Source organism: Mesorhizobium sp. P2_E9, from assembly GCF_056403815.1.
Window position 1 is genome coordinate 76,649 of the sequence record NZ_JBFUET010000012.1, and the last position, 25,643, is coordinate 102,291.

Below are 25,643 nucleotides of genomic sequence, written 5' to 3' on the forward strand. Positions count from 1 at the left end.
CCAGGCAGTCAGGACTGCCGGGGACGCATCGCACCACTATGGCATTTGCCGCCTGGGGGCTCCAACATATCTATCTGAAATCCCGTGTCTTCACCTTGATCTGGTCGATGTGCAGATAGGGATCGATGATGTTCCGGGGTCTCGGCCCCTTCGGCATGCCGCGCGGGTCAGGCGTCGGGCTGCCGTGGTGGAACTCATCACCGCGCCCATGCGGCAGCGGGAAGGCAGCATCGCGATCGCCAACGCTGGCGAGATCAGCCGAGAGATCACTCAGCCGATGCGCAACGAGATGAACCACCTCGCCTTCCCTTTGGATACGACCATAAACGCCAATCATGCCGGCGCCGAGGACGACCCTGCGATATTTTTCGAAGACCTTGATCCACACCACCAGATTGGCAATGCCGGTCTCATCCTCGATCGTAATGAACATGACGCCCTTGGCCGAGCCAGGTCGTTGGCGGACCAGCACGAGGCCAGCCGCCTCCAGCCAGTGTCCGTCGCGCGCTCGCATGGCTTCGCGACAAGAAACGATGCGCTTGCGCCCCAGGTCGGCGCGCAGGAACGAAACAGGATGGTCGCGCAGGGTCAGTCCAACATGTCCATAGTCCTCGACCACTTCGCCGCCGGCGGTCATGGCACGCAATGTGACGGCGGGTTCATGAATCTCCGGCACCGTCCGCTGCTCGCGCGCGGAGGCGGCAGCAAACAACGGCAGCAGCTCGTCACGCAATGCCTTGATCGCCCACAGGGCCTCACGCCTCGCCAGCGATAGGGACGGTTGGAACGCGTCGGCCTGGGCGAGTTCAACCAGAGAGGCAGCAGGAACACCGGCACGGTGCCACAGGTCATCGACCGAGGCAAAGGGCTGGTCGGCACGTGTGGTGACGATCGTTGCCGCGTCGGCATTGACAAGACCTCGAACCATACGCAGACCTAGGCGAACGGCGAACCGATCGTCCTCCGCGATAGGCTCAAGCGTGCAGTCCCAGCGCGAAGCGTTGACGCACACTGGACGCACTTCGACACCATGATCGCGCGCATCGCGAACGATCTGCGCCGGGGCATAAAAGCCCATCGGCTGGGCGTTCAGAAGAGCCGCGCAGAAGACATCGGGATGATGACATTTCAGCCAGGAGGAGGCATAGGCGATCAGCGCGAAGCTCGCCGCATGGCTCTCTGGAAAGCCATAGCTGCCGAAGCCTTCCAACTGCCTGAAGGTCTTTTCGGCGAACTCGCGCTCATAGCCGTTCTTCACCATGCCGCCGATCAGCTTGGCGCCGAAGCTGGAGACGCCACCGGTATGCTTGAATGTTGCCATGGCGCGCCGCAATTGATCGGCCTCGCCTGGCGTAAAGCCGGCGCATTCGATCGCCACCCGCATCGCCTGCTCCTGGAACAGCGGCACGCCCAGCGTCTTTCCAAGCACCTTTTCCAACTCAGGCTTGGGATAGACCACCTCCTCCTTGCCTTCGCGCCGGCGCAGATAGGGGTGCACCATGTCTCCCTGGATGGGCCCAGGCCTGACGATCGCCACCTCGATGACCAGATCATAGAAGGTCCGCGGCTTGATGCGCGGCAGCATTGACATCTGGGCACGGGATTCGATCTGGAAGGTGCCCAGCGTATCGGCCTTGCGGATCATCGCGTAGGTGCGCGGATCTTCTGCAGGGATCGTTGCGAGATCGAGCGTGATGCCCTTGTGTTGTGACAGAAGATCGAAGCCGCGCTTCATGCAGGACAGCATGCCGAGCGCCAGCACGTCGACCTTCATGAACTTCAGCGCATCGATGTCATCCTTGTCCCATTCGATGACCTGACGATCCTTCATCGCGGCCGGCTCGATCGGCACGAGATCGTCCAGCCGGTCGCGGGTCAGGACGAAACCACCGGGGTGCTGTGACAAATGCCGCGGCGCCCCGATCAACTGCCTGGCCAGGTCAAGCGCCAAGCGCAAACGGCGATCGCCGAGATTGAGATTCAGCTCCTCGGCATGCTTGGGTTGGACGCCTTCGTCCGACCAGCCCCACACCTGCGACGACAGCATCTTGATGAGGTCTTCGGGCAGCCCAAGGGCCTTGCCGACATCACGCAAGGCTCCTTTCGAGCGATAACGGATGACGGTCGAGCACAAGGCCGCGTGCTCACGGCCATAGGTGTCGAACACCCATTGCATGACGATTTCTCGCCGTTCATGTTCGAAGTCGACGTCGATGTCGGGAGGCTCGCGGCGCTCCTCCGAGACGAAGCGTTCGAACAGAAGGTCGTTGCGGTCGGGATCGATCGAGGTGATGCCAAGGACATAGCAGACAGCGCTGTTGGCCGCCGACCCCCTGCCCTGGCAGAGGATGTCCTGACTGCGCGCAAAGCGAACGATCGCATTGACCGTGAGAAAATACGGCGCGTAGTGCAGCTTTTCGATGAGCTGCAACTCGTGCTTGAGCGTGCCAACGACCTTGTCCGGCACGCCTTCGGGAAAACGCTCTGTCGCGCCCTCCCAGGTCAGTTTCTCCAACGCCTGCTGCGGCGTCAGACCCGGCAGCATCCGCTCCTCGGGATATTGATACGCAAGCTCGTCCAATGAGAACCGGCAGCCCTCCGCGATCTCGATCGTCCGCGTAAGCGCTTCTGGGTAGCGGCCAAAAAGCCGTGCCATTTCTTCGGGCAATTTCAGGTAGCGGTCGGCATGTCGCTCGCGCCGAAACCCGGCATCATCGATCGTGACATTGTGCCGGATGCAAGTGACCACGTCCTGCAGGATGCGTCGTGACGGCTCGTGGAAGAGCACGTCATTGGTGACGACCGTTGGCACGCCGGCCTGTCCGGCAAGGTTGGACAGATCGTGCAGCCGCAGCGCGTCATTGGGACGGCGCCGCAGCGTCAGCGCCATGTAAGCCCGATCGCCAAATGCTTCACGCAGCCGCCGCAGCCACATCGAGCATGTATCGTCAGCTTGATCCGGGATGAACACCGCAACAAGGCCTTCGCCATAGGCGACGAGGTCGGCCCAATGCAGCACGCATTTCGCCTTGCCGCCACGCTTCTTGCCCAGCGACAGCAATCGGCAAAGTCGGGAGTAGGCCGCGCGATCGGTCGGGTAGATCAGGATGGAAATCTCCTCGGCCAGATCCAGACGGCAGCCGACGATCAGCCTGACACCGGTCGCCTTTGCCGCCTCATGGGCTCGAACGATGCCGGCCAGGCTGTTGCGATCGCAGATGGCAAGTGCGGGCATGTCCATGATGGCGGCCTGCGCAAACAATTCCTCGCAGGAGCTGGCCCCGCGCAAAAAGGAAAAATGCGAGGTGCATTGCAGTTCGACGTAAGATGCAGTCATCCAAAAATGCCGTGCAGAAACCACAAATGGGAACCGGTCGCGGCATCCTCGCCATCGCCCGCGCGATAGATCCAGAACCGTTCGCCGGCTTCGTCTTCGACCTGGAAATAGTCGCGCACCGCGGCAAGCTCGGCGTCGCGCTTCCACCATTCGCCGAAGACCCGCTCGGGACCATCGGCGCGCTTGACGCGTCGACGGATGCCTCTCCAGGTAAAGCTTGCCGGAGGATGATCCGGCAGCAACGCGATCGCCTCGATCCGTTCCGGCACGGCAAACAGACGCGCCGGTCGCGGCCAATGATCTGGCCAAACCTTGCCGGCTTCCACTGAGGCAGGTGCCACACGCCGAAACGATCGCTCGGGCACGTCGCTCGCCACCGGGGTAAATCGATAGAGCTTCTCCTCACCAACACGATTGCCGAGTACGTCGATCAGATCCGAGATGTCAGCGTCCCGTTGCTCGATGAGCGATGAAATGGTCTGCTTTGGCGTCAGCGGTTCAGCCAGGGGCGCGGACAGGCGCATCAACTCGATACCGAAACCCGGATCGACCGTCTCGATCTTGTCGCAGATGAGACGCGTCAGCCGCTTCACATCGCGGACAGGCAAGGCCGTACCGATGCGAATGGCTTCGATCCGGGTGTCGACGCGGTAGAGCAGCAGATCGAGGCGGCGAGCGCCCAATCCCCTGGTCTCCAGTTCGGCACACAGCGCCTGAACAAGCTTGCCGACATACCGGGCGATTGTCTCGGCCGCACCGATGGGCTCACCGAAGGCACGTCTGATCTCGACCATATCGGCTGGCCGTACCGGCTCTATCGGTTCGGCAAGGCGTCCTGCGGCCTGGTCAAGGCGGCGACCAAGTTCCGGCCCGAAGCGCAGTGTCAGTGGCGCGCGCGGTTGCTTGAGAAGCTCACCCACCCGGTCGAAACCCAAAACCCGCAGACCCCCGACGATTGCATCGGGCAATCGCAGCGCCGCGATGGGCAGAGGGACGATCGCATCATGGGCTGCGTTGACGGTGACCACACTGATGGCCTGCCTGGTGTAGCGCGCAACGGCGTGAGCGGCGCCCCAGCTATCGGCTACCGCGGCCCGCGCCGCAAAACCTACCTTGCCGAGACGTTCTACCATATCGGCGAGCATCAACTGTTCGCCGCCATGAAGGTGAGCGGCACCCGTGGTGTCCATGACCAATCCGTCCCGAGGATCCACAGCGACGATCGGCGCGTACCGCCGCAATGCCCACAGGGCCAGCCGCTCCAATGCCTGCGCGTCTGCTTCAGGTTCGGCATCCATGACCGCCAGACCCTGAACGAGTGCCTGTGCCTTCGTCGCCGGCATTCCCACGCGCAACCCTGCTTCCCTTGCGGCGCGATCCACCGCAATCACCAGGCGACGGTTGCCTTGCCGACCGACCAGCACCAAGGGTCTATCCGGTGGCGGCGAGACGTCGCCCAATTTCCTTCTGAGTCGGTCGGTCGACCAGCTTGGAAGGAAGAGCGAGACGACCCTTTGCATCACAAGCCTCCACTTCGATATCGAGCGTTTCCCCTCCACGAGATCTGATCAGTTCAAGTTGCCATCGTGCCCTGCCAACGCCAGGCACGGGCAACGGTCGCGATGGCAGCACGGAAACCCGCCAGCGGGTGACAGACGCCGTCGGCTGCCCGAAATCGGCGGCTTCGGTCTGGCGCCGCCACCGGCGGATGGCGATGCCCATCGCGCCGGAGCCTTCAGACGCAAGCTGCAAGCGGCGCGAGGCCGTCATCGACAGACGGGCAACCTCTGCAACCACGGCCCCAAGTCCGACGTGCCGCAGGCCTTCCTCGAAGCAGGCGAGCAAGGATTTGTCGTCACCGGCTTCGACATAGATCACCCGGTCGGGATGAAGTCCGACTTGGGCGATTGCCGGTGCAAACAGATCCTGGCGCGTCACACACCACAGCACCTTGCCCTGCGTCCTGGCCGCAATTCCCGCCGCAAAAAGCGATGCGGCAGCGCCATCGATCGCACCATTGCCGCCGCCGGCAACTTCATGGAGAGCACCAAGCGCCAAACCGCCCCCCGGCAGGTGGCTGTCGATCGGAGCGATGCCGAAGGGGAGCACCGTTCGTTCGCGCACATTGCCGCCTTCGAGACGCGCAATGCGAGTTCGGAGATCGGAAATGGCAGCGTTTGGCGCCGATGCACTCATCTGTCCCTGAACGCGAAAAACTTGCGATGTGTTCCTCATTTGTTCTCTTCCTAATAAAGAGTCAATGGCATGGTGAGGTGGCGCTGCGGAAGAAATGTTTGGAGCGACCACTGCCCGGTCGCACCGAGAGAGTCATTTGCCGACAGGACGATGCGGTTGAAGGCCACGATGCCGCGTTGGACGTCGCGCCGGCGACTGCCGGCGCCCAAAGGAAAACTGGCGCATAAACCGCAGTCCTGCGCGCGTCCGCACATACGGACATTGTCGCGCGCGGGACGGAGGAAATTCGCCCCCGCCGCGGGCGGTTAACAGGACAGCCGTAGGAGCGTCAGCATAGCGCCGGCCGCAGGACGGGACGCGGGACCGACTGTCCCCGTCCGCGGCAGTCCGCATTTTGATCGGCGATGGAAGGAGTTGCCTTGGAAATCGGGATGGAGTGCCGATCATTGTCTGGTGGCTGTTGCGTGAAAAACAGCCCCTTATTCCACCGTTGCCAAGAGCCTATTGACTCCTATGTTCTTATTTTGTTCACTGTCGACACGATTGGCACAGGAGGCGAACCATGGAACTTCGCTTGAACATTGAACGTGCAACGCCCGAAGAACTGGCACGCGGTGTCGCGGCAGCCGAAGCGGTCTTCGCGCGAGCTGGCATAACGGCCTTGCAAGGCGCGGAAGGTTTGTTCGCGTTGGAAGGGTGGGATATCAAAGGCTTTCCGGAAGACGACCAGCCAACTGAGGACGAGGACCGAGCCGCTACAGTCTGGATGGAAGCGGACGAGGCCGCGACGAACGCATGTTGTGCGGGCTGGCCGGAGGACACAATTCCGCGCCATCAGATCATGGAACTGATCAACGTTCCCCGAACGAGATTGCAAGCCGAGGCGCTTCCGGACACGTGGCCGGCGCGCAAGCAGCTCTATCCTGACGTTGTCACCCGGTTGGAGACCACGACCGGGCCAGACCGCCAGATCGATTTCGATATAGCCTTCGTTCTCGGTTGGGTTCCCGAGCGGCCGACGCTGGATCGGATTGAGCCGCTTTCGGATGATGGTGACCGTATCCCCTTCTTCACCAGTAACCTTGCCCAGGTCGAAGAAATGGCTCGCAAGGCGCTCAAGGACTGGGCGATCGAGATTGACCGAGATCCCTGTGATGCCCACGTTTTCGACCCTGCAGCCGCCGATGACGGTGACGAATTGCGCATGGCGGCGTGGCGCGATTTCGACGGCTCCCTGCTTATGGAGAAGCCGCCTGCAAATCCTGCAATCGCACTGACCCTGGCGATGATGCGCGGCCAGTCGATGCATTTCGAATAGTGGTGAACGGATCACACGGCCGCCATCGTCGATCGATCGTACTTGGCCACTCCAGGTCGCAAGCCAGATGGCCAAAAGCCTGACAAGCCCACACCGCATCCGAGGAAAGAACCGTGTCAGAAAAACCACCCTATATGCCGACCGGCATTGGAATGGGCATGATGAGCGACGCCGAGACCAAGGTCGGCGTTCTGATATTCGAAACGGTGCAAGGTAACTTCGATTTCGCCGTCAATCTGCAGGCTGTCGATGTCCTCACCAAGGCAATCAACAAGATCGAGATGCATCTCCGCTCCGGCAGGACGCACTGAGTGTCCGACGATGTGCCAGATCAGAAAAAGCCGAAGCTGATCGTTGTCGTCGCGTTCGACCGCGGCGAGGATGGCGACCTGTTCACCGCATACGGCCCGACCGACCAGCAAAGCGAAGACCGCGCGATCCGCACGGCAAAGGCGCTGGCTTCAAACCACGTCGGTGTCATAGCATGGAGTCGCGACGCCGACCCGGCGCTTGGCGACTATGGGCCGCCGACAGTGCTGTTCACCAACGGCGAAGTGCCGGACATGGAGTGAAGAATGATCGATTCGCCCAGACACCAGGATGACCATGACTACGCAGACCGCGCGCTAGACTGCCAGGAGGCCATGGAGCCCGGCTTTCAGGCGATCATCGATTGCATGTTGGAGGTGGGCTGGACGCGGGGTGAGACATTGCGGGCACTGAAGCGGCTCATTGCCGCCGACAACATGACCCAGAAAGAGAATGCCAAGACGGAAGCCGAGCTCGCGATCGCACGAGCTATGGTACGCGCCGGCAAGCCGCTCTAGCCTGTTAGCTACAGTTTGCTGACCCCAGCTTCATCGACCTCCGCTTCCATCTGATCGCCGACGGGCTCGGCCTTGCCGGCACCCTGGATGGACTGGCCATCGAAGCCCTGCAACCAGGCGTCGGCATATTCCCTCCAGAACTCCGGCACGACCCGCTCCCTTCCGTCCTTGCGCGCTTGTACCCCATAGAGCCAGGCATATCCGACGCGCTCCTGATCCTTCTTAGCCACGGCCATAATCGTCCTCGCGCAAGATGTCTGCGTCAGCCGCGGCCTTCACGAACGCCGCCCTTGCCACGCTGGCTTCTTTGATCCCGTCCAAGACCGCCAGGCAGGCCCTTCGAGCGGCCACATGGCTTTTCCCCGTCACCGCCGGCCAACGATTGAGAAGCACATCGGCCGCCTGCGCCACGCGCTCAACCTTGTAGATAGTGTTGCCCGACCGGCCTAACGCGACCGAAACGGGCATATCGAAACGCTTGTCTTGCATCACGCCACCCAGAGCTACTCGAACCCGATTCAAGCATCGGCGCGCGATTCAGTTCCGCGTGGCACCCCGGAATGCCGCCCGTGCTGTTGGCGACGGCTGCGACCATGATCGCGAAATACCGACCTTGGCTGCATACTCCATCGCCCGGTCGGCAAGATCTGTCAGCAGGGAAGGATCAGTTAAGGGGCATTCGGGCCGTGCGATGGACCCTTTTGCACGCCGCAATGTCCTAATTGCCCCACCAGCGACCCCATGCCGTTCCCACACTGCTCTCGGTGCGTACATTGCCCGCGCAAACATCTGGAAAAGGGAACAACGCACGTGACCCAGAACCGACTTATGCCATGCGTCCATCCAACAACACCAGGGGTCGAAGTCTGATGATCGTAGCGCACCTGCTCGATATGGACGGGGTTTTAGTCCGCGGCGGCCAGCCGATTGCAGGCTCGATCGACTATGTCGCCGGGCTGGTCTCAAACGGCAAGCCGTTTCAGATCTTCACCAATAACTCCCGCTTCACGCCGGAGGATCATGCCGAACGTTTGAGGGCGGTTGGCTTCCTCGTTCAGCCTGAGCACATCTACACATCGGCGCTCGCCACTGCGCGATTCGTGGAGCTGCAAAAGCCCGGATCATCCGCGTATGTCATCGGCGACAACGGACTGGTCGAGGCCCTCCGGCACGCAGGCTGTCGGATCACGCAGTTTGCCCCGGATTTCGTGGTCCTCGGCGACACCACTTCGTACCACTATGAGCAGATTGCCGCCGGCGCCGAGCTTGTGGCAAAGGGCGCGTGGTTTCTCGCCACCAATCCGGATGCCACCGGCCCGACCGAGCGCGGCTTCCATCCGGCCTGCGGCGCGGTCGCAGCCCTGATCGAAAAGGCTACCGGCCATCAGCCCTATTTTGTCGGCAAACCGAACCCGTTCATGATGCGAAGCGCGCTCGACCGCCTAGGAGTTAGCGCAGCCGACACGATCATGGTCGGAGACAGAATGGATACGGACGTTGTCGCTGGATTGGAATCGGGTCTGAAGACAGCCCTTGTTCTTACTGGGGTGAGCACGCGGGCTGACATGGAGCGGTTTCCATTCAGACCGGACCACGTGATCGAGAGCCTGGCCGATCTTGGCGAGATCCTCATGAAAGAATAAACATGTGGAAACGACGCGCATTGGTGCCTACTCGGTCCGGTCGCAATCTATTTGTAGGCTTCCGTTGTCCCGAACCCGTCGAGCGCATCCGAAAGGATTCGAACCTGTGACCTCTGCCTTCGGACGGCATCGGCTAACCTCTGTCCCCAAATTGGAAAGTTTTGGACTAAGGCGCGTGCCTCCGATAGCAGAAGAACGCCTCTTTGAGAGTGGGTGTTGCGATGTAGCGCTCTCCCGACTCGAAGCCCCGCGGCCGCGGTCTGCTATCCTATTTTCACGTCGCCACCGCCGTTTGCCGCATTGGCCGGACAGATCCATTCCAGACATTCCAAGGAAAGGGTAGCGTGATTGCTTCTTAGGTGAATGCTCCGCTGTCGCGGAACTCAGCCCGCGAGGCGATGTGCAGCGAGAAAAGCAATGAAACGCTCACTTGGCGGGCTCCCGCTGTTCGGCATTAATCGAGAACAGGCAGCGGTAGCTATCGGCGTCAGTCCAACGACGTTCGACCAGATGGTCGCGGATGGCCGTATGCCACAACCGCGGATGCCCAGCAAAGAGCGCTATGTCTGGGACGTGGAGGAACTGGCAGAGGCATTCGGGCGGCTACCACACCGCAACAGCAAACTTGACGGCATGTCCTCCAGCGATAATCCTTGGGATCGCAGATGATGGACGTGGCGAGCACCATGGTGAAATTCAATCTGAAAGGCGTTGTCGAAGACAGGGATCGGCACGGCAATATCCGGCTGTACTTCCGCGCACCGGGTAGAAAAAAGATCCGTCTGCGAGAAAAGCCAGGTTCAGCCGAGTTCCACGAAGAAGTGCGCTGCGCGCGAGATGGCGTTCCTTATGTTTCGGCTCAGAATGTGGTCAGGCCTGTAGTGAGGCCAGTGGCCCCTCGGGGCAGCCTGATGTGGCTTTGCCAAGAGTATTTCCGGCGCGGTGGCGCAGAGGTCGGCGAAGGCACGATGCTTCGACGACGAACAATACTTGAAGGCGTTTGCAAACTGCCTCACCCGCTGACCGGGCCAGTCAATCCGGACTTCTCGACGAAGGGTTCATTACCATTCGCGGCCATGAAGCGGTCTCACGTCAAGGAGCTCCGTGATACCCGGTCAGACGCTCCGGGGGCAGCCAACAATATTACAAAAGCCATTAGCGCGATGTTCGCTTGGGCCAAGGATGCCGAGATGGTCGAGGTCAATCCGGCAAACGGAATAAAGCGCCTGACTTCGGGCAATGGCGAAGGGTTCCACACCTGGGAAGTGTCGGAGATCGTCCAGTATGAGAAACGGCATGCGCGCGGCACCATGGCTCGTATGGCGCTGGCGATTTTCATGTTCACAGGCTTGCGACTGTCCGATGCAGCAATCTTGGGCAGACAACACATTACCCAGGTTCACAACAAGGATACCGGGGCCTGGGAGAAGTGGATCAGGATCAAGCCAGGCAAGACCGACAAGAGCAAGGTGCGCAAGGAAGCGATTGTCGTCGAACTGCCTCTGCTCCCAGAACTCGAGGATGAGCTTTCCTTCGCCCCGGCCGGCAACCTGACATTCCTCGTCACCGAGTATGGTCGGCCTTTCTCGGAAAACGGCCTTGGTAACAAGATGCGCCAATGGTGCGACGAAGCGGGGCTCCCTGGCTGCAGCGCCCACGGGGTCCGCAAGGCAGGCGCTACCGTTGCCGCAGAAAACGGTGCCACGCATGAACAGCTGAAGGCGATTTACGGCTGGACGACGTATCAGCAGCCCGATCATTACATCCGCAAGGCACGCCGCCGGATAGTGGCGCAGTCTGCCCGGACGCTTCTGGTATTCGATCGAAACGAGAACGAAAATGTCCCACTTTTGGAGGGGGTGGATGAAAGTGGGACAAAAAAGTACAAAAAACCCAATTGAATCAACGGCAGGGAAAGCCGATGGTGGGCCCGGAGGACGTATTCAGAGCGTTGATTTTATTGAGTTTTTCGTGGGCCAGAATCTCAAATCTTCCCGTATCGTTCCGCATGATCCCGTGACGCCTAACAGTCGACTGTAGGTAACGTCGTTTGCAAGCGTTCGACATCGTGCTCCGCAACTAGCCGGAAACCCTCGGTTCGCTTCTGGGGCTAACCAGGCGGAAAAATGCCAGTCGCCGCTTCAATCGAAGGGTACGCCGTTTGGTGCTTGCATAATCGAGGCACCCCTGACCTTCTGGCCCGCCTAGAGCCGGCGCTCGGCGCGCCGCTGGCCTGCAAACAGGCTCACAACGATCAGCGATAGCACAGTCTCCAGTGCTGCGCTCTGCAAGACGCCGAGCCCTACAGCCATACCAATGGCCCAGCCAGATGCCGCTCGAGTGACAAGCCGATTTTTCCCTGAAGAAGAATATCAAACTGGCACCCAGAAACGCCACGCCGGCCAAAGACGCGACGGGTGTTGTGGCACGAGCGGCCGGATCACGAGCCGCTGGAATTGGAACGATGTCCTGGTGGCGCAAAAAAAATTTCGAGATGATCTTGAACTCATTTGGGACGCCTCCTAACTCGATTTTCGCCAAGGCCATAAGGCTCGGCAAAAAATGGCGGCGCCGCATGGGGCGGCGCCCTTGTACCCATGTTGCTTCAAGGAGAATGTGGCTATGAGAACCTTTGATACCCTCTATCGGACCACCGTCGGTTTCGACCGCCTTTTCGACATGCTCGACAGCGGCACGCGCCCGGACTGGCCTCCCTACAACATCGAGAAGGTCGGCGAGAACGATTACCGCATCGCCATGGCCATCGCCGGCTTCAGCCAGAACGAGGTCGAGTTGACCCAGCATGGCCCCGAAATTGTCGTGGTTGGTCAGAAGGCTGATGACCAGAGCGGGCGCCAGCTGCTGCATCAGGGCCTTGCCTATCGCAGCTTCAGGCAATCGTTCAGGTTGGCCGACCATATGAAGATCAAGGCAGCCAATTTGGAGAATGGCCTCCTCACGATCGACATTGTCCGTGAGATTCCCGAAGAGTTGAAGCCGCGCCGCATCACCATCGGCATGGGTGACACGCCGAAGGCCGCCGCTCAGATCACGCAAGACACGGACCGCGCGCGTAAAGCCGCGTAATTCTGTCGATTGTCACTTGGAACTGCGGTCCGCCTCCCGGCCTCGGCTGGGAGGCTCCGATTGCGGAGAAACGGAGATGATCACTTACGGCAAAGTACCGCCGCGCCTCTATCGCGTGCGCGCAGTTGGCCTGGACCGTGCAAACCATAAAACTCAATGGTTCGTTCGATTTGGAGGATCCTATGAACGATCGGATGTTCGACAGCGCCGTGTTCGTCAAAAGCGGTAACAATCTTGTCCAGGAAATCGCGTGTCTCGAGGACGCCCTGGAATTCCTCTATGAATGGCCGAAGGACAGGCGTGGCCCCATTCACCAGACCGCATTGCGCGCCTGCCAGCGGGCTTTCGATAGCCACTATCCGCTGTCCGCAGCCAGAGACGCGTTCAGCGGTTTCGCGAAAGCAGCCAGAATCCTTGAGGACGTGTCCATGACCATGCCGTGGATGACTGGCAAAGGTGGCCAAAGTGGAGGAGTGACTGCCTAGAAAAGGAGGTCATGATGCTATCGAAACCCTTTGAAAAGCCCGTCCGTGTGTGGGTGGGATTAGGCTTTCCCCGCCAACTCAACACGGTCGCAGACGCCTATCAATTCGCAGCGGAATGGTGTGGCAACAGCCCGGAGCAGAAAGCTGCCATTCGCGCTTGCAAAGCCGCATTGATTGGCGATGTAGAACCCGAGACTGCGCGAGGCATCTTCATAGCGTTCGCTCGCAAGAAGGACATTCTCATGGAGGACGGCATTGAGCCTGCGCCTTCCAGGAAGGCGAGGCCGCACCACGTTTAAATGCCGAAAACGAGGCGGCTGCCATGACTGGTGGCCGCCTTGATAGCGACGACAAAGCTATCAGACGCCGGCCCGCCCATCCCGGGACGCCTAGCCGATGGAGCGGCTTGCCAAAAGGCTCGTTCTTCGCGCGAAGGAACAAGCGCTCGCACAAGCGGGAAGCCCTGTGCACCCAAATCGCCGAAGCCTACAACAGCTTGGCTGAGATGTCCGAACGGCTCAAGGCTGCTGATCTCACGGATCGGCGCCTGAAATCTACAGCCGACCTACGCAGGCAGTTTCTCTTGCCCGATCTGTTGGGCGGAACGCGGCACTATTAGGATGCTTCGTCCCGGAACCATGCATACCGCCGCGCCTATCGGCTCTTGCCCTTGCCTGTCGTTTGAGACCCAGTCATTGACCGGCTGGCCTCTTTGAGAAGTCTTAAAGCTTCTTCTCGGGTAAGGCCGCACCTGCGGGCATAGAAATCGGCCTCGGCGCACGTTCGCTGTCGATTGATTCCTCTCGGATTTTCTTTGCCTTCTTACCCACGGTACAGAGCATAGAGCATGTGGGACCTCAAAAAGTTAATTCCAAAAAATCGACGCCGCGTGTGCTCATGCGGTCACAAGCTTGGGACTCAGTTAGGTTCCGCGAGCCGTGTGGTGACGGGTTGTATCGATCGCTTTGATCGAACTCAGCGCCCTGTCCTCAGCCAAACCAAGAAGGCAATCGATCTCGAACATCGCCTCGATGTGACCTCGATCACTTACCGTCCGACGCAAGGTGTGGAGCGCGTCTCGCGCTTCGCATAGAGTTGTATGCAGGGTGAGTGGCATGGAAGCCCGCCTTATTTACCCCAACCTCCAGCAGGTCTGTCTGGTTCCGTACAAAACGGAAATAATGGCTATGCCCCCTCAACCATTCGCTTCAACACGTCGACAATTTCCGGGGTGCCGGCCGGCTTGTTGATCAATGTTCCTCTTTGGAAGACTGGATCGCTGTCCATCCTGAGCAGGCCACTATGAACAATAAAAGGCACGCCTTGCTCAACAAGCGTCCTCGCGGCCTCCGTGCATTCCCCGTCGGCAAGGAGAATGTCGAGAACAGCCGCATCAGGCCGATTGTCAGCCAAAAATGCGGCTGCGTCCTTGCAGGACCTCGCCAGGGCGACGCTGAATCCGGCGCCGGCCAGCGTTACTTCTAGGTCGACCCCGATCAAGGCTTCGTCTTCAAGGACAAGGATAAGGGGTGTCGCCATATTGTGGCAAGCTGGACCCGGTCGTTGCAGAGAGTCAACAACGTGATTTTGTGGCGCCTCCGACTCCGTCGACCCCGTTCCGTGCTCTGCGCGCAGCCGCGTGAACTTGTCGAGATGCAGGCGCATCCTTTGGCCTTCGGCAAACGATAGAGCGTAAGACTCGACATCGAATGAACGGATGTCTTCCTTGCCGTTCTCTACCACGCGGACAAACCACTCGCCGCAAGCTTCGATGACTTCGATGAAGGTTGGGTCCGCACTGTTCGGGCCATCCATGGCCGCAACTCCCCAGAATGGCGGAGCCGTTGTGAACGCTCGGCGCCGAGCCATGGCTACCAGCTAGCGACGAAGGCAATTCATAATCCCTTCTTTTGAAGGTTCAATGAGATTCCACTGTACGCTTTTTACCAAGTTGCGAGGTGGTGTTGCCGGCCTTTTAGTGAGCGCTAACTCGACAGTGCGGAGACCAATATCCGTAGTGGCCGGCGCGGGTTTCACTTTGTCTCACCGGGCAACATCGCGCCGGCCATTTTGGACACGTTCGAGGAGGCGAAAATGTCTAAGTCGCAACGAGTGCTAAATCCGGAATCAGACGGCCGCCCTTATCCGATGGGGTTCTTTGCCGAGAAACACGGGCTCTCCCTGAAGGCGGCTGAGGTCATTCTCTATTGCAACGGCCCCTCGCAAATTGCGTGCGACGCCGCGGCGCGCGCCTTCATCGCGGCGCTTGCGTTGCGTGGCCGCTACTAGACGTGTGAATCCGGAGATCTGCTGCCGTGGGAACGGTGCTCTGCCTCGACCTCGAAGTTTAGCGAAACCTGGATGACAAGGCCGCCGCCGTCGTCACGGACCTTGATCATCAGCCTATGATGATCGCCATCCGGGAGACTTTCCGCAATCATTTCCACGAGAGCGTGGATGGCTTCTTCTTTTACCTGATCGAAGGTATCACATTCGGTACCCTGATCGTCAGGGTAGACCGTGCCGTTGTCGTCGACATCGAAATAATAAAGAGCCATTTGCCGAAACTCGCGCCTACGGTGTTCGTTCCCGTTAAGCGACAATCTGCAGGTGAATCTAGATTTCGCCAACAAGTCGCCTGTATTCCGCTTCCGATGCTCCATAGCTACCGTTTGCGAGATCAACCAGCCCCTTTCGATCGCGAATGATCACTTCACCGCGTCGGGACTGTACGAGCCCGCGCCCCTCAATTATTTGCAGCGCGACCGTGACGCCGGGGCGCCTTACGCCAAGCATCACCGACAGGTATTCATGGGTGATGACGAGGCGATTGCCAACGACGCGGTCGTCACACATCAGCAGCCATCGAGCCAGGCGCTCCTCGATCTTGCATCGCGCATTGGTCAAAGCGGTGTAGGTGGCTTGTATATGCAAGGCGTGGACGTAGCGCATCAGAAACGGCCTGAGGGTCTCGCTCGTGTCCAAAGCTGATTTGAACTGCGCGGCGTCGATCACTAGCGCCTCGCTGGTCATCTGAATAAAGCAATCGTGCGTGGCGCGGTCATCGCCCATGACTAGTGCCGAGCCGGTCATGCCCTCGAAACCGATGATGCCGACTTCTGCGTCGGCTCCTCCCTTTTTCTTTGCCACCACCGAGGCAAGGCCCGTGTAAGGGAAATAAACATACTCGATCTCATGTCCGGCGCTTTCCAGCGGCGTGCGTAGTTCAAGGAAGGTGTCGCGCAGATGCGGCTTGAGACGATCCAGATCGGCAGGATCGAAGCGCCGCAGAAGCGCGTTTTTGTTTGTATCTAGATGCAGATCCATAGCGCTCGCTCCTAAGGGCGAGAGCACGCGTTGCCTCAGCCGTCAGCGCCCAAGACAATTTGCCGACGATGCAGATGGAATAGCGACAGCAGTAGAGTCTGTCCGCATCGGTACAAAACCGACAATTACGTGCTCACTTACCTCTTCTTAAGCAGGCGAGCTTCCCGCAATATTGAGGAACGATCGGAGCCGATCAACGAAATTATCTCGGTGATCTGCTGGTCCGTGGCCCCCGATTCCAGCGCAAGGGCGCGGACGATTTCGGGTTTAAGGCCGGGGCGACGTTCGTCTGTCATCGCGTTGCTCTCGCTGCAGGGCAAGAGTGCGATGGTCGCTCCCAAGCGTCAGCGCCCATTGCTGTTTGGCTGACGACGCCACCTTGTACGCTTTCGGATGGACAGTAGCTAGTCAAATACTAAGTCCGTCAATTATTCGCCATCCTCCTGAGAGGCATGCCGTGGCCTTCCTCGCCGCTCAGGTGCTCAAATTTTTCGACCGAGCAGTCTTGGCTTCTCTCGCTATGCGTTCCGCATCGATGGTCAGGCGCGACTCCCGGTCGGTTCGCGCATCCTATCTATGTTGCTCTGGCAGCCGGTTTTTCAGCGGTCAGCTGCTTGGGCACGTTCTGTATAGCTTTGGTGCGCGAGCCCGTACCTTGGGAGGCCTTTTGGTGGTGCGATTCAATTAGCAGGCGCTGAAATAGCGTCGATCGGAAATCTCAGCATCACTGCAACAAAGGACGGCAATGGACGTTTCGAAAAAACACGGAGGAAAATAGATGACCGACGACAAGAGCAAGACGGACAACCGCGATCGCAGCCAAGTCGCCGGGGATGAAGAATATGAGGTTGGCTACCTTGCCAGTAAATTTGGCTTGAGCATCCCAGACGTCCGCCAACTGATCGCAAAGTTTGGCAATGACCGCGATACGCTAGAGCGCGAGGCCAAGGCGATTAGCACCAGATAGTGACAGCTAGAATGCCGGCGTGTCAGATTGAAGAAATGTACGGGAAAAGGTCGTGTTTTCGCGCATTGCAGAGACGGACGGCCCGGCCGCAGCCGTGGAAAAGATAACGGGACAGATGATTAGGCGAGTTGTGGCACGAGCAGCCGCGACGAGCCGTTAGAACCGCCCAGCAGCGTTACTGGCGGATTTGGATAATGCCGTCGACCTCAATAAAAAAGTTCGATTATGACGCAAACACCAAGGTTCTCTCGGGCTGGTTCGTAGCCAGCGGGAAGCAGTATGAGTTCTTGGACGTACCGCCCGAGGCCTTTGCCGCGTTCAGATCCGCGTTTGCTAAGGGCCGCTATTTCAACACCCAGATCCGAAACCGCTACGAGTTCCGCCTTGTACATGAGGGCGACGGTTCCCCCTGATTGGGGAGTCGACCCAGGTAGCGGCCTGCGCAGCCTGTCCGAGCAACCGGGGTGCGGATCGGTCCGCACATCATTTGATGGTGCCATTGGGAAAAAGAGAAGTACGATCCTGTTGTCGTCCGCCTTCTCCGGCATCGGACGCTTGGAAGTCAACTCAGGTGCTTTCGCCCAACCGGGATGAAAGCCATGATTGAGCTTCCGTCAAACAACATCCCAGATTCCGTTGAAATCACCGAAAACCTCGGCGAGTGGTTCGTCCGTGTCGTCCGCAACGGCGAGGCCACCATCAGCACGTTCGAAATCGAATCCTATGCTCGCGCGTTCGCAGAAGGACAGCGATTGGGTTTGGGCTTGGTGAAGGAGAACTCCAGTGAGTGACTTCACTTATGCCCGAAAACCCTGCCATCCTGGCAATCCAGGTGATCCTCCCTACGACGTGGAGTCCTTCGCCGAAAAGTACGGGATGACACTGAAAGCCGCTAAAGTCGTTCTTTATGCCAATGGGCCATCGAGGGTTGCGTGCGACGCCGCGGCCCGTGCGTTCAATGAAGCTGTGGAAATGCGGAACAGGCAGTGGCAACGCGACAAACAGGCAACGCGTTAAGGAGGAGAGCCGCGGTGATTGAGCATCATATCTGTAAGAGCGGAATAGGTTATCCAGAGGATCTGACCCTCCTGAAAAAAGCTTATGACCGCGTCCTCGCCGAGCGTGGTTTGTCTGAAGGGTGCCCGCAAGCTGATGAGGAAGTCCTGCACCATGAACTGCAGCGAAACTTTACCGAGTAGACGCGCGGCCGTAACAATTTCCTACTTAAGTGCGAGGACGTGACCGGCCGGCCTCTTCCCTTAGATGCGACGCTTCGGCCTCCAGCGCCGCAACCTTTTCTCTGATCTCCTCGGGTTCGGCATGCTCCAGTCCGACAACGTCGTTTCTGGTCTCCTCTAGGGAGACGATGATTTCATCGAGCTTAGCGTGGATGGCGGCAGTGTCGCGATAGCCCTGTATCAGGACCACCCCAGTGATTACGATGGCCGCGACCGATAGTGCATAGGTGACCGCGTTGGTCAGGCCGAAAGGCACCAGAAGCGTGCTTAATACCATGGCCATCATCATGACGTAGAACCCGGGCGGGCGGGAAAGAAAGTCGGCCGCTATGAACAAAATGCGGTTCATCCCCTCACCAAAACAGTGCGAGCAATGCGGCTATGACTACGCAAATCGGCACCGCCGCGAGCAAGCCTGCCTCTAGGAGCCGGGTCCCTTTCTCGCGCAACATCAGAACCTCACACTGTAGCATTGGCTTGGATCGAGGGTTCGCTCGCCGCCATGTGCCGGAACCAACCCCTATTAGCGCAGAAAGGGACATAGCTGCGCGGATTTGCAGTAATGTTATGCAACGACTACTCCCAGGATTAGAAACGTTACAGCAGTAATGAAAATCGGTGCGAGCAACCATCGCGCTTGGCCAACACTCCTGTCCATCTGTTTCCTCCCACTTTCGGAAGAACAACAATCGTGTCCGGCGACCGTTCCGTGTAATAGCGTTGCCAGACCATTGCGTCTTGGTGTGGGACTTAGGTCCGCAAGCCTATGCGGACTGAAGTCCTGCCATGGAACGTTCCCACCGGCCAAGGGTTGGCCCCCGTACGCCGGCCAATCAGTCCGTCGTCGATGTCAACGAAGGAGCGAAGCTATGAGAATGTATCTTCCTGCCGCCGCTGCGGCATTTTTCCTGCTGGCCGGTTTAGGCGTTGCTGCCGCCGAGGACATCATCATCCAGCCCGAGCAGGACACGGTCATCCAGAAGTATGTAAAGAAGCAGCCGCTAGCGTCGGTGAAGCTCCCCGGGGTGGAACTCAATGTCGGCACAGCTCTCCCCGATACGGTCGAACTCCATGAAGTTCCTAATGTCAAATATCGCTACGTCGTGGTCGACAACCGGACGGTTCTTGTCGATCCCGGCACTCGGAAGATCATCAAGGTCTATAACTGATCTTCGACGTAACGAATAAAAGCCCGTCGTCTTCAATGGCGACGGGCGAACACCATGAACTGGATGCTGAGCGCGATCGGCGATGGCTCGGGGGACGGCAAATCGAACCTCCACGTCCATGCCGTCCTTGGATTGAGCGACGGCACCACTAGGGGGCGGACATTTGCTCAGAGGCACCGGTGCAGAACCCGGCAAACTCAAACCCAAGCCGAGAGTAGTGTCTCCATATCGACGGTCTCGACCTGCTGTGCAAACCGCTGACTGTATACGGTCAACAGCGCCTCATGGGTTGCATCGGAAGAACTGCATAGTGCGTCGGTCACCAAGACGACACGATAGCCGAAATTGATGCCTCCTAGCACCGTGGCCAGAACGCATACGTCCGTCTCGCCGCCGGTGATGACCAGCGTATCGATGTTGCGCTCCATCAGAAGCGCCCTGAGGCGACCTTCAAACCAGGGCGAATAGATGTGCTTGTCGATAACGACCGCCGACGGACAGTACACGGCCAATGAAGGCAACAGGTCGACCATCTCTGGACCGATCGTATCGATCGTCATGCAGGCCCAGCGCTCATAGTAGCGCTTCCATGTTCCGACACCCTGACCCGCGCTTCGCGCGGGGACGAAGCGTGTGAAGACCGTCTGTGACGCTCGTTTTCCACCAGTTGCTCAATCCGCGGAAGTACCCGAGTGATCCAAGGGGTTGCCCATTGCGACGGTTCGGCAAAGAGCCGCTGCATATCCACACAGACATGCATGCAGCGATCACCCAAGGGGCCGTATGCCAAACCCGGCATCGACATCAGCGCATTCCTTGGGGTTCATGTCTTTTCAAGAACTCCTCCCATTCGGGAGCGCAACGTTGCATGGGGAGACTTGTTCCCAGCAGACCCTGAGGAACCGACACCCCGAGCCTGCGTTTCGTCGTCCAAAGAACGTTCGCGTGGAATCGGCAAGATGACTATTGAACAGCAGCGTCGCAAGACGGAGCCGGAACTTGACGGTGGATGTCTGTGCGGCAAGATACGCTTCCACGTCGGGAGCGATTTGCGGGTCCACTACTGCCACTGCGATATGTGCCGGCGGGCGACCGGCAGTGCTTTCGCCGTGCTGGCATGGGCACCGGTCCAAGGCCTGACCTGGGATGCCACCGCACCGACCTATCGGCGGTCGTCGCCGATAGCTCGAAGAGGGTTCTGCCCGGACTGCGGCACGCCGCTCACCTTGGCGTATGACGCATCGCCAGGCGAGATCGCACTTCATGTAGGCTCATTCGACGACCCGGCTCGTTTGGAACCGCGCTATAACTATGGATCGGGGCAGCGGCTTGGCTGGGTTTGTTGCGGAACGAATCTGCCTGACCACGATACCAAGGAGCGATGGTAGATAATCGTGTTGGGATCAAGCGAATGAGCATTTTCTACCGGGCGGCCAAGATTGCGGAGGAGGCGCACGCGGGGCAGCGCGACAAGACCGGGCGGCCGTACATCGAGCACTGCCGTCGTGTCGTCGACGCAGTCGGGACGCTGGACCAAAAGGCCGTCGCCTATCTGCATGACGTCTTGGAAAAGGGCAAGGGCTGGAACAGGGAAAGACTTGAGCGAGCCGGGTTTGGGTCGGCGATCGTTTCTGCGGTCGAGGCGATGTCGCGCAGGGACGGCGAAGAGGATTCCACGTTCGTACGAAGGGCTGCATCAAACCCCTTGGCGTTGCCGGTAAAGCGGGCTGATCTTGAGGACAATCTCTGGCAATCCCGGCAGATCGGAGCATCGACAACCAGATACGACGAAGCCCTGCGCATCTTGGATCAAGAATTCTCCGGACCGTGACATTGGACCCGACTATTCCATGACGTGCGGCGTATGCCGTTTGTCCTCGGCCGGATCGGCTTCGATGCGAGCCTTTTGTGGATCGAAAGTGCCGTGATCTGCAAGGGCGTGAGCCACCGTATCCTGCGTCTCGTATGCCCACAGGAAGTCGTCTGCCGAGGCCCCGACGGCGTGGACGCGCCAGTAGCTGGCCGTTCCCTTCAGGGGGGAGTGGCTCGTGGTGTTCGTCTTTTCGAAAAGATCGAAATAGATGTCTTCGAAAGGAATATAGAACGCCGGCTCATGGCCGCCTTCCCGCACAACCTTCGCCCGCTCCGTGGCGGCCACGATGGCATCGGAAAACCGCACCGTGACCGTGCCGGCGTATGGCTCTATCGTGAGTTGGTCTCGAGGGTTAAAAGTTTCGGCCGCAACTTGCATTTTAGGTCTCCCTGCATTCCAGTTGATAGCGCTCAAGTGTCTTGATTGCTCGTCAGTTGATGAAATGCGCGGCAAGGCCATGAGGTTCCGCGGTCGAAATCCCCGCCTCGGCTGAACGATCGCATGGTCGGGCGTGCCTAACGGCCCGACTAGGGCGCCGCCGATGTCACGCGCCACACTGTGTTTCCGACATCGTCGGCAATCAGCAGCGCTCCTGCCTTGTCGATGGCAATACCGACTGGCCGCCCGTGCGCCTTGCTGTCGCTGTCGAGGAAGCCGGTGACGACATCCTGCGGCTTGCCGTTCGGATGACCGCCGCTGAACGGCACAAAGACCACTTTGTAGCCATTGAAGCGCTTGCGGTTCCAACTGCCATGTTCGCCGACGAAGGCGCCGTTGCGATAGGCTTCGGGTAGATTGGTCCCGGTGTAAAAGGCTAGCCCGAGCGGCGCGACGTGGGAGCTTAAGGCATAGTCCGGAGGGATCGCCTTGGCGACGAGATCCGGTCGCTGTGGCATCACGCGCGGATCGACGTGCTGGCCGTAATAGCTGTATGGCCAGCCGTAGAACGCGCCGTCCTTCACGGATGTCATGTAATCCGGAACCAGGTTGGGGCCGAGCTCATCGCGCTCGTTGATGACGGCCCAAAGCGCGCCGCTCTGCGGCTCCCAACTCAGCCCATTGGGATTGCGCAGCCCGCTGGCGAATATCCGCGAGCGGCCGGTGGCTCGATCAACCTCCCAGATTGCGGCCCGATCCTTTTCTGCCTGAATGCCGTTCTCTGTGATGTTGCTGTTGGACCCGACGCCGACATAGAGCAGCGATCCATCCGCGCTGGCGACAAGAGACTTGGTCCAATGGTGATCGATAGGGCCGCCGGGCAGCGGTGTGAGCACAACCCCTGGCGCCGTGATCTTGGTGTCGCCGGTGGTGTAGGGGAAACGAACGATCGCGTCGGTGTTGGCGACATAGAGATCGTTGCCTATCAGCGCCACGCCGAAAGGCGAACTGAGGTGGTCGAGGAATACGCCCTGGACATCGGCGATACCATCGCCGTTGGTGTCGCGCAGCAAGGTGATGCGATTGCTCCCCTCCGTCCCTCCTCCCGAAGTCGCCAAGGACTCGATCCAGCCCATGATGAGATCCTTTGGCCGCCTGATCGCGGCACCGGGCGGAGCAATGGACTCCACGACCAGAATGTCGCCATTCGGCAAAGTGTAAACCGAGCGCGGGTGCTTGAGGCCCTTGGCAAACGCCTGTACCTGCAGGCCTTTGGCGACTGCAGGTTTTTCATCCTGCTTCCAGCCGACGACCGAAGCGACGTGCATGGGTGGAACCAGATACTGGGTGGGTTCGGGCAGCGTCGGGTTCGATCCGACCTGCTCGCCCGGGTCCGGTTCGTCGCCGCTGCACGCGGGCAGTGCCATGAGCGATCCGCAGAGCAGGCCGAGACCCACAAAAGGTCGGATTTGGCGTTTGAATGCCCATGCGGTGCTCATTGGACGACCTCCACACGACGGCGGCTGGCGCTCCATCCAGCAAAACATGCGACAAGAAGAACGATCACGGCAGCGGCGGAAAGCATGAGGCCCGTCGGCACCACCGAAGTCCAGGCATCACGGCTGTGCACCAGCGCGTTGAAAAACGACAGGACAAGCGCCACCAGGCTTCCGAGGATGTACGGCCAGAAAGGCCGGCGCGCACGGTATAATCGTCCGCTGAAAACGTCGAAAAGCGCTGCAATGAAAGCGATGACACCGACCACCAGACCGGCAAACAACAGCCAGGCGGAAAAATCGGCCCACATCATTTCCGCACTTCGCCAGTACGTTACGTCAGTCAGCAGCGTCCCGATGAAGCAGGCATTGGCGACTGCCATTGGCGTCTGGTGGATTGGAGGCTTGGCGACTACCGACACGGATTGCGAAGTGGCCACTTGCTCTCTCCATCTGAATTTCAAGCTGGAACTGGTGATCAAACCAACTTCAAGATGAGAGGTTCCACGAACCTATTGATGTTCAAGGAGTCGTGATGGCCAAGGAGCAATCGCCCACGGTGCTCAGATCCTGACCCGCTGTTGAGACCGCCCGGTCCGCGTTCTAAGGTCTGGGTTTTCTCCATCTACGCCGGGAGCGCCATGAACCACGAGGCTTCAACCAACCTGTCTGGCCGTGCCAGGCGCTGGGCTATGAAATTGACCGAACAGAAAAGTGTTACCGGCACCGATGGCGAGGCCTCCTTCGGGCCATGGTTCGCCAAAGCGCTGCTCGGCGACGCCGTCTTACGCGACGCGGCGATCTGGACGATCGAGGTGGCGCCCGGCGATGGCCGCCACTGTGTCGCAATGCTGGTCCGTGGTGACGGGCGTGGCACCATCGTGCTGACCGGTCACTACGACACGGTGTCGACGCGCGACTATGGCGAATTGGAAGACCTGGCAGTTAAACCGGAGCAACTCACGCGCGCCTTGGCTGAAAGATTGAGCGCAGCCGACACCGCTGCCGCGCACCTGGCGAGAACCGATTTTGCCTCCGGGGAATATCTTGCCGGCCGCGGACTGCTCGATATGAAGGCAGGGCTGGCCGCAGGACTGGCTGTTTGCGGTGAATTCGCCGGAAGCGTCAACGCCCCGGGAAATTTGCTCTTCATCGCGGTTCCCGATGAAGAGAACAACTCTGCCGGCGCTCGCAAGGCGGTCCAGATGCTGCCAGAAATAGCCCGAGAACACGACCTGGATATTTTGGCGGCGATCAATCTGGACGCGATCGCCGACGACGGCGACGGCAGCAAAGGCCGCGTCATGGCGCTGGGAACTGTCGGCAAGCTTCTGCCGACCGCCTATGTGGTAGGCCTCCCCTCGCACAGCGGTTTTCCGTTGAACGGTATCAACGCAGCCGCAGTCGCGGCCGCGATAGCCGCCAGGGTCGAATGGGCATCGGAACTTACCGACGATTCCCAACCGCTGCCAGGGACACAGCCAAGCCTGCTCAGCATCCGTGATGGCAAAGCCGGTTATGACGTGACGACGCCTGCGACCGCCTATGCAACGTTCAATGTTCTGAGCTACCGCCGGGCCCCCGGCGAGGTGCTCGATCATTTCGACAGACTTTGCCTTGATGCAGCGCACGACTTCCTGGCGGAACTCAAGCGACGCCTCGGCACAGCGCGTAGCAACCATGCGATCCAGCCAATTGCACTCTATCGGTACGAAGCACTGCTGGGCTTTCTGGACGTGGCCACGAGGTCGCAACTCGCTGCGTTCACTGCGTCACTGGTCGCCGGTCCGCTATCCCTGCCCGAGCAGTGCCGGCTCGCAACCGAGGAGGCTTGGAGGCTTAGCCGATTATCAGGCCCGGCAATCGTCACCGGCTTCGGGTCGATACCATATCTGCCCACGAACCTCTCCGAGACGTCCATAGCAGCGCGGCTGAGGGCGATCACCACTGACATCGAGGCTGCGTCAACTGTCCGCTACGGCTGCGCAATCAGTTGCACGGACTATTTTGCCGGCATTTCGGATATGAGTTTCTTCGGTGAAGTGGGCGCATCCGGTCTCGATGTTGTCAGCCGCAACACGCCGATGTGGCACGACGGCGTGCGATGGCCGCAATCAAATGGCCTGGCCAATATTCCGACCATAAACATTGGCCCATGGGGCCGAGACTACCACACGCCGCTCGAACGTTTGCATGCAGGCTATGCATTCGATGTGCTGCCGCGGGTCGTGAGCGATGTCTGCGCGGCCCTTCTCGGTCATCGGACCGAGTGACCTATCACGCCATCCAGGTTTGCCCGCGA

Annotated in this window: 31 protein-coding genes and 1 pseudogene; 19 read left to right on the forward strand and 13 right to left on the reverse strand. The window is 59.5% G+C overall.

The window, feature by feature from the left end:
- Window positions 1–70: 70 nt before the first annotated feature.
- From AC1D05_RS21935 to AC1D05_RS21945, 3 genes are read right to left on the reverse strand one after another with little or no spacing between them, the layout of a single operon-like run.
- The gene (locus AC1D05_RS21935; RefSeq protein WP_477443857.1) at window positions 71–3,337 is read right to left on the reverse strand and encodes an error-prone DNA polymerase; all 3,267 of its coding nucleotides are present in this window, start codon (window positions 3,335–3,337) and stop codon (window positions 71–73) included.
- Complete coding sequence (locus tag AC1D05_RS21940) at window positions 3,334–4,857, reverse strand: DUF6504 family protein (protein ID WP_477443858.1); 1,524 nt, start codon at window positions 4,855–4,857, stop codon at window positions 3,334–3,336. The genes AC1D05_RS21935 and AC1D05_RS21940 overlap by 4 nt, the downstream gene beginning before the upstream one ends.
- Window positions 4,769–5,533: an ImuA family protein gene (locus tag AC1D05_RS21945; RefSeq protein ID WP_477444014.1), complete on the reverse strand. Its 765-nt coding sequence runs from the start codon at window positions 5,531–5,533 to the stop codon at window positions 4,769–4,771. Before AC1D05_RS21945 ends, AC1D05_RS21940 begins: the two co-directional genes overlap by 89 nt.
- 562 nt (window positions 5,534–6,095) lie before the next feature.
- On the opposite strand from AC1D05_RS21945, the gene AC1D05_RS21950 reads away from it, so the two are divergent.
- The 4 genes from AC1D05_RS21950 (at window position 6,096) to AC1D05_RS21965 (ending at window position 7,678) form a co-directional block, all read left to right on the forward strand.
- The gene (locus tag AC1D05_RS21950; RefSeq protein ID WP_477443859.1) at window positions 6,096–6,851 is read left to right on the forward strand and encodes a hypothetical protein; all 756 of its coding nucleotides are present in this window, start codon (window positions 6,096–6,098) and stop codon (window positions 6,849–6,851) included.
- Between the two features lie 113 nt (window positions 6,852–6,964).
- On the forward strand, window positions 6,965–7,162 hold the full coding sequence (locus AC1D05_RS21955; RefSeq protein WP_082826783.1) for a hypothetical protein: 198 nt from the start codon (window positions 6,965–6,967) through the stop codon (window positions 7,160–7,162).
- Window positions 7,163–7,423, forward strand: a complete 261-nt coding sequence (locus AC1D05_RS21960; RefSeq protein WP_063170768.1) for a hypothetical protein — start codon at window positions 7,163–7,165, stop codon at window positions 7,421–7,423. It begins immediately after the preceding gene.
- Window positions 7,424–7,426: 3 nt separating this feature from the next.
- Complete coding sequence (locus tag AC1D05_RS21965) at window positions 7,427–7,678, forward strand: hypothetical protein (RefSeq protein ID WP_477443860.1); 252 nt, start codon at window positions 7,427–7,429, stop codon at window positions 7,676–7,678.
- A gap of 8 nt (window positions 7,679–7,686) precedes the next feature.
- Here the strand turns inward: AC1D05_RS21965 and AC1D05_RS21970 are convergent, their stop codons facing one another.
- Window positions 7,687–7,914, reverse strand: a complete 228-nt coding sequence (locus tag AC1D05_RS21970) for a hypothetical protein (protein ID WP_063170770.1) — start codon at window positions 7,912–7,914, stop codon at window positions 7,687–7,689.
- On the reverse strand, window positions 7,901–8,167 hold the full coding sequence (locus AC1D05_RS21975) for a DUF982 domain-containing protein (protein WP_015314855.1): 267 nt from the start codon (window positions 8,165–8,167) through the stop codon (window positions 7,901–7,903). The genes AC1D05_RS21970 and AC1D05_RS21975 overlap by 14 nt, the downstream gene beginning before the upstream one ends.
- Window positions 8,168–8,547: 380 nt before the next feature.
- On the opposite strand from AC1D05_RS21975, the gene AC1D05_RS21980 reads away from it, so the two are divergent.
- From AC1D05_RS21980 to AC1D05_RS22005, 6 genes are all read left to right on the forward strand, one after another.
- Window positions 8,548–9,321 (forward strand): HAD-IIA family hydrolase, encoded by a 774-nt coding sequence (locus AC1D05_RS21980; RefSeq protein ID WP_477443861.1) that lies wholly within the window; start codon window positions 8,548–8,550, stop codon window positions 9,319–9,321.
- 417 nt (window positions 9,322–9,738) lie between these two features.
- On the forward strand, window positions 9,739–9,990 hold the full coding sequence (locus AC1D05_RS21985) for a helix-turn-helix transcriptional regulator (RefSeq protein ID WP_477443862.1): 252 nt from the start codon (window positions 9,739–9,741) through the stop codon (window positions 9,988–9,990).
- Entirely contained in the window at window positions 9,987–11,222 is a 1,236-nt protein-coding gene (locus tag AC1D05_RS21990; protein ID WP_477443863.1) for a tyrosine-type recombinase/integrase, read from the forward strand. The genes AC1D05_RS21985 and AC1D05_RS21990 overlap by 4 nt, the downstream gene beginning before the upstream one ends.
- 721 nt (window positions 11,223–11,943) lie before the next feature.
- Window positions 11,944–12,408, forward strand: coding sequence for an Hsp20 family protein (locus tag AC1D05_RS21995; RefSeq protein ID WP_477443864.1), 465 nt, complete (start codon window positions 11,944–11,946; stop codon window positions 12,406–12,408).
- A gap of 182 nt (window positions 12,409–12,590) precedes the next feature.
- Window positions 12,591–12,893: a DUF982 domain-containing protein gene (locus AC1D05_RS22000; RefSeq protein ID WP_477443865.1), complete on the forward strand. Its 303-nt coding sequence runs from the start codon at window positions 12,591–12,593 to the stop codon at window positions 12,891–12,893.
- A gap of 14 nt (window positions 12,894–12,907) precedes the next feature.
- Window positions 12,908–13,192 (forward strand): DUF982 domain-containing protein, encoded by a 285-nt coding sequence (locus AC1D05_RS22005; protein ID WP_477444015.1) that lies wholly within the window; start codon window positions 12,908–12,910, stop codon window positions 13,190–13,192.
- 886 nt (window positions 13,193–14,078) lie between these two features.
- Here the strand turns inward: AC1D05_RS22005 and AC1D05_RS22010 are convergent.
- Window positions 14,079–14,708 (reverse strand): response regulator, encoded by a 630-nt coding sequence (locus AC1D05_RS22010; protein ID WP_477443866.1) that lies wholly within the window; start codon window positions 14,706–14,708, stop codon window positions 14,079–14,081.
- A gap of 279 nt (window positions 14,709–14,987) precedes the next feature.
- Between AC1D05_RS22010 and AC1D05_RS22015 the strand changes: the two genes are divergently transcribed.
- Window positions 14,988–15,182: a hypothetical protein gene (locus AC1D05_RS22015; RefSeq protein WP_477443867.1), complete on the forward strand. Its 195-nt coding sequence runs from the start codon at window positions 14,988–14,990 to the stop codon at window positions 15,180–15,182.
- Here the strand turns inward: AC1D05_RS22015 and AC1D05_RS22020 are convergent.
- Together AC1D05_RS22020 and AC1D05_RS22025 are read right to left on the reverse strand one after the other, a co-directional pair.
- Window positions 15,179–15,451, reverse strand: a complete 273-nt coding sequence (locus AC1D05_RS22020; protein WP_477443868.1) for a DUF6894 family protein — start codon at window positions 15,449–15,451, stop codon at window positions 15,179–15,181. The two genes, AC1D05_RS22015 and AC1D05_RS22020, sit on opposite strands and share 4 nt — an antisense overlap.
- A gap of 58 nt (window positions 15,452–15,509) precedes the next feature.
- Window positions 15,510–16,220 carry a Crp/Fnr family transcriptional regulator gene (locus AC1D05_RS22025; RefSeq protein WP_477443869.1) on the reverse strand — a complete coding sequence of 237 codons (711 nt, stop codon included), beginning with the start codon at window positions 16,218–16,220 and terminating at the stop codon, window positions 15,510–15,512.
- A gap of 778 nt (window positions 16,221–16,998) precedes the next feature.
- Here AC1D05_RS22025 and AC1D05_RS22030 point away from each other — a divergent pair.
- The 4 genes from AC1D05_RS22030 (at window position 16,999) to AC1D05_RS22045 (ending at window position 18,386) form a co-directional block, all read left to right on the forward strand.
- Complete coding sequence (locus AC1D05_RS22030) at window positions 16,999–17,187, forward strand: DUF3606 domain-containing protein (protein ID WP_477443870.1); 189 nt, start codon at window positions 16,999–17,001, stop codon at window positions 17,185–17,187.
- 194 nt (window positions 17,188–17,381) lie between these two features.
- Window positions 17,382–17,600 carry a KTSC domain-containing protein gene (locus AC1D05_RS22035; RefSeq protein WP_477443871.1) on the forward strand — a complete coding sequence of 73 codons (219 nt, stop codon included), beginning with the start codon at window positions 17,382–17,384 and terminating at the stop codon, window positions 17,598–17,600.
- A gap of 186 nt (window positions 17,601–17,786) precedes the next feature.
- Window positions 17,787–17,978 (forward strand): hypothetical protein, encoded by a 192-nt coding sequence (locus AC1D05_RS22040; RefSeq protein ID WP_477443872.1) that lies wholly within the window; start codon window positions 17,787–17,789, stop codon window positions 17,976–17,978.
- 240 nt (window positions 17,979–18,218) lie between these two features.
- Window positions 18,219–18,386 (forward strand): hypothetical protein, encoded by a 168-nt coding sequence (locus AC1D05_RS22045; protein ID WP_477443873.1) that lies wholly within the window; start codon window positions 18,219–18,221, stop codon window positions 18,384–18,386.
- A 25-nt stretch (window positions 18,387–18,411) separates the two neighbouring features.
- Here AC1D05_RS22045 and AC1D05_RS22050 read toward each other — a convergent pair whose 3' ends face one another.
- Window positions 18,412–18,774, reverse strand: coding sequence for a low affinity iron permease family protein (locus tag AC1D05_RS22050; protein ID WP_477443874.1), 363 nt, complete (start codon window positions 18,772–18,774; stop codon window positions 18,412–18,414).
- Window positions 18,775–19,294: 520 nt separating this feature from the next.
- On the opposite strand from AC1D05_RS22050, the gene AC1D05_RS22055 reads away from it, so the two are divergent.
- Window positions 19,295–19,594, forward strand: coding sequence for a DUF1236 domain-containing protein (locus tag AC1D05_RS22055; RefSeq protein ID WP_477443875.1), 300 nt, complete (start codon window positions 19,295–19,297; stop codon window positions 19,592–19,594).
- Window positions 19,595–19,791: 197 nt separating this feature from the next.
- On the opposite strand, the pseudogene AC1D05_RS22060 reads toward AC1D05_RS22055, so the two are convergent.
- Window positions 19,792–20,399 (reverse strand): annotated as a pseudogene (locus AC1D05_RS22060) (cysteine hydrolase family protein).
- A 154-nt stretch (window positions 20,400–20,553) separates the two neighbouring features.
- Between AC1D05_RS22060 and AC1D05_RS22065 the strand changes: the two are divergent.
- Complete coding sequence (locus AC1D05_RS22065) at window positions 20,554–20,982, forward strand: GFA family protein (RefSeq protein ID WP_477443876.1); 429 nt, start codon at window positions 20,554–20,556, stop codon at window positions 20,980–20,982.
- Between the two features lie 23 nt (window positions 20,983–21,005).
- The gene (locus AC1D05_RS22070) at window positions 21,006–21,425 is read left to right on the forward strand and encodes an HD domain-containing protein (RefSeq protein WP_477443877.1); all 420 of its coding nucleotides are present in this window, start codon (window positions 21,006–21,008) and stop codon (window positions 21,423–21,425) included.
- A gap of 12 nt (window positions 21,426–21,437) precedes the next feature.
- Here the strand turns inward: AC1D05_RS22070 and AC1D05_RS22075 are convergent, their stop codons facing one another.
- From AC1D05_RS22075 to AC1D05_RS22085, 3 genes are all read right to left on the reverse strand, one after another.
- Entirely contained in the window at window positions 21,438–21,845 is a 408-nt protein-coding gene (locus AC1D05_RS22075) for a DUF427 domain-containing protein (protein ID WP_477443878.1), read from the reverse strand.
- A 149-nt stretch (window positions 21,846–21,994) separates the two neighbouring features.
- Entirely contained in the window at window positions 21,995–23,272 is a 1,278-nt protein-coding gene (locus AC1D05_RS22080; protein ID WP_477444016.1) for a PQQ-dependent sugar dehydrogenase, read from the reverse strand.
- A 68-nt stretch (window positions 23,273–23,340) separates the two neighbouring features.
- A complete protein-coding gene (locus AC1D05_RS22085; RefSeq protein ID WP_477443879.1) occupies window positions 23,341–23,781 on the reverse strand; it encodes a DUF2231 domain-containing protein in 441 nt (146 codons plus the stop codon).
- A 252-nt stretch (window positions 23,782–24,033) separates the two neighbouring features.
- On the opposite strand from AC1D05_RS22085, the gene AC1D05_RS22090 reads away from it, so the two are divergent.
- Window positions 24,034–25,614, forward strand: coding sequence for a M20/M25/M40 family metallo-hydrolase (locus AC1D05_RS22090; RefSeq protein ID WP_477443880.1), 1,581 nt, complete (start codon window positions 24,034–24,036; stop codon window positions 25,612–25,614).
- The last annotated feature ends 29 nt before the right edge of the window (window positions 25,615–25,643 follow it).

Coding starts and splice junctions, on each gene's coding strand:
- AC1D05_RS21935 (WP_477443857.1), bottom strand. CDS start 3,337: ATGACTGCATCTTACGTCGAACTGCAATGCACCTCGCATTTTTCCTTT.
- AC1D05_RS21940 (WP_477443858.1), bottom strand. CDS start 4,857: ATGCAAAGGGTCGTCTCGCTCTTCCTTCCAAGCTGGTCGACCGACCGA.
- AC1D05_RS21945 (WP_477444014.1), bottom strand. CDS start 5,533: ATGAGTGCATCGGCGCCAAACGCTGCCATTTCCGATCTCCGAACTCGC.
- AC1D05_RS21950 (WP_477443859.1), top strand. CDS start 6,096: ATGGAACTTCGCTTGAACATTGAACGTGCAACGCCCGAAGAACTGGCA.
- AC1D05_RS21965 (WP_477443860.1), top strand. CDS start 7,427: ATGATCGATTCGCCCAGACACCAGGATGACCATGACTACGCAGACCGC.
- AC1D05_RS21970 (WP_063170770.1), bottom strand. CDS start 7,914: ATGGCCGTGGCTAAGAAGGATCAGGAGCGCGTCGGATATGCCTGGCTC.
- AC1D05_RS21975 (WP_015314855.1), bottom strand. CDS start 8,167: ATGCAAGACAAGCGTTTCGATATGCCCGTTTCGGTCGCGTTAGGCCGG.
- AC1D05_RS21980 (WP_477443861.1), top strand. CDS start 8,548: ATGATCGTAGCGCACCTGCTCGATATGGACGGGGTTTTAGTCCGCGGC.
- AC1D05_RS21985 (WP_477443862.1), top strand. CDS start 9,739: ATGAAACGCTCACTTGGCGGGCTCCCGCTGTTCGGCATTAATCGAGAA.
- AC1D05_RS21990 (WP_477443863.1), top strand. CDS start 9,987: ATGATGGACGTGGCGAGCACCATGGTGAAATTCAATCTGAAAGGCGTT.
- AC1D05_RS21995 (WP_477443864.1), top strand. CDS start 11,944: ATGAGAACCTTTGATACCCTCTATCGGACCACCGTCGGTTTCGACCGC.
- AC1D05_RS22000 (WP_477443865.1), top strand. CDS start 12,591: ATGAACGATCGGATGTTCGACAGCGCCGTGTTCGTCAAAAGCGGTAAC.
- AC1D05_RS22005 (WP_477444015.1), top strand. CDS start 12,908: ATGCTATCGAAACCCTTTGAAAAGCCCGTCCGTGTGTGGGTGGGATTA.
- AC1D05_RS22010 (WP_477443866.1), bottom strand. CDS start 14,708: ATGGATGGCCCGAACAGTGCGGACCCAACCTTCATCGAAGTCATCGAA.
- AC1D05_RS22015 (WP_477443867.1), top strand. CDS start 14,988: ATGTCTAAGTCGCAACGAGTGCTAAATCCGGAATCAGACGGCCGCCCT.
- AC1D05_RS22020 (WP_477443868.1), bottom strand. CDS start 15,451: ATGGCTCTTTATTATTTCGATGTCGACGACAACGGCACGGTCTACCCT.
- AC1D05_RS22025 (WP_477443869.1), bottom strand. CDS start 16,220: ATGGATCTGCATCTAGATACAAACAAAAACGCGCTTCTGCGGCGCTTC.
- AC1D05_RS22030 (WP_477443870.1), top strand. CDS start 16,999: ATGACCGACGACAAGAGCAAGACGGACAACCGCGATCGCAGCCAAGTC.
- AC1D05_RS22035 (WP_477443871.1), top strand. CDS start 17,382: ATGCCGTCGACCTCAATAAAAAAGTTCGATTATGACGCAAACACCAAG.
- AC1D05_RS22040 (WP_477443872.1), top strand. CDS start 17,787: ATGATTGAGCTTCCGTCAAACAACATCCCAGATTCCGTTGAAATCACC.
- AC1D05_RS22050 (WP_477443874.1), bottom strand. CDS start 18,774: ATGAACCGCATTTTGTTCATAGCGGCCGACTTTCTTTCCCGCCCGCCC.
- AC1D05_RS22055 (WP_477443875.1), top strand. CDS start 19,295: ATGAGAATGTATCTTCCTGCCGCCGCTGCGGCATTTTTCCTGCTGGCC.
- AC1D05_RS22065 (WP_477443876.1), top strand. CDS start 20,554: ATGACTATTGAACAGCAGCGTCGCAAGACGGAGCCGGAACTTGACGGT.
- AC1D05_RS22070 (WP_477443877.1), top strand. CDS start 21,006: ATGAGCATTTTCTACCGGGCGGCCAAGATTGCGGAGGAGGCGCACGCG.
- AC1D05_RS22075 (WP_477443878.1), bottom strand. CDS start 21,845: ATGCAAGTTGCGGCCGAAACTTTTAACCCTCGAGACCAACTCACGATA.
- AC1D05_RS22080 (WP_477444016.1), bottom strand. CDS start 23,272: ATGGCACTGCCCGCGTGCAGCGGCGACGAACCGGACCCGGGCGAGCAG.
- AC1D05_RS22090 (WP_477443880.1), top strand. CDS start 24,034: ATGAAATTGACCGAACAGAAAAGTGTTACCGGCACCGATGGCGAGGCC.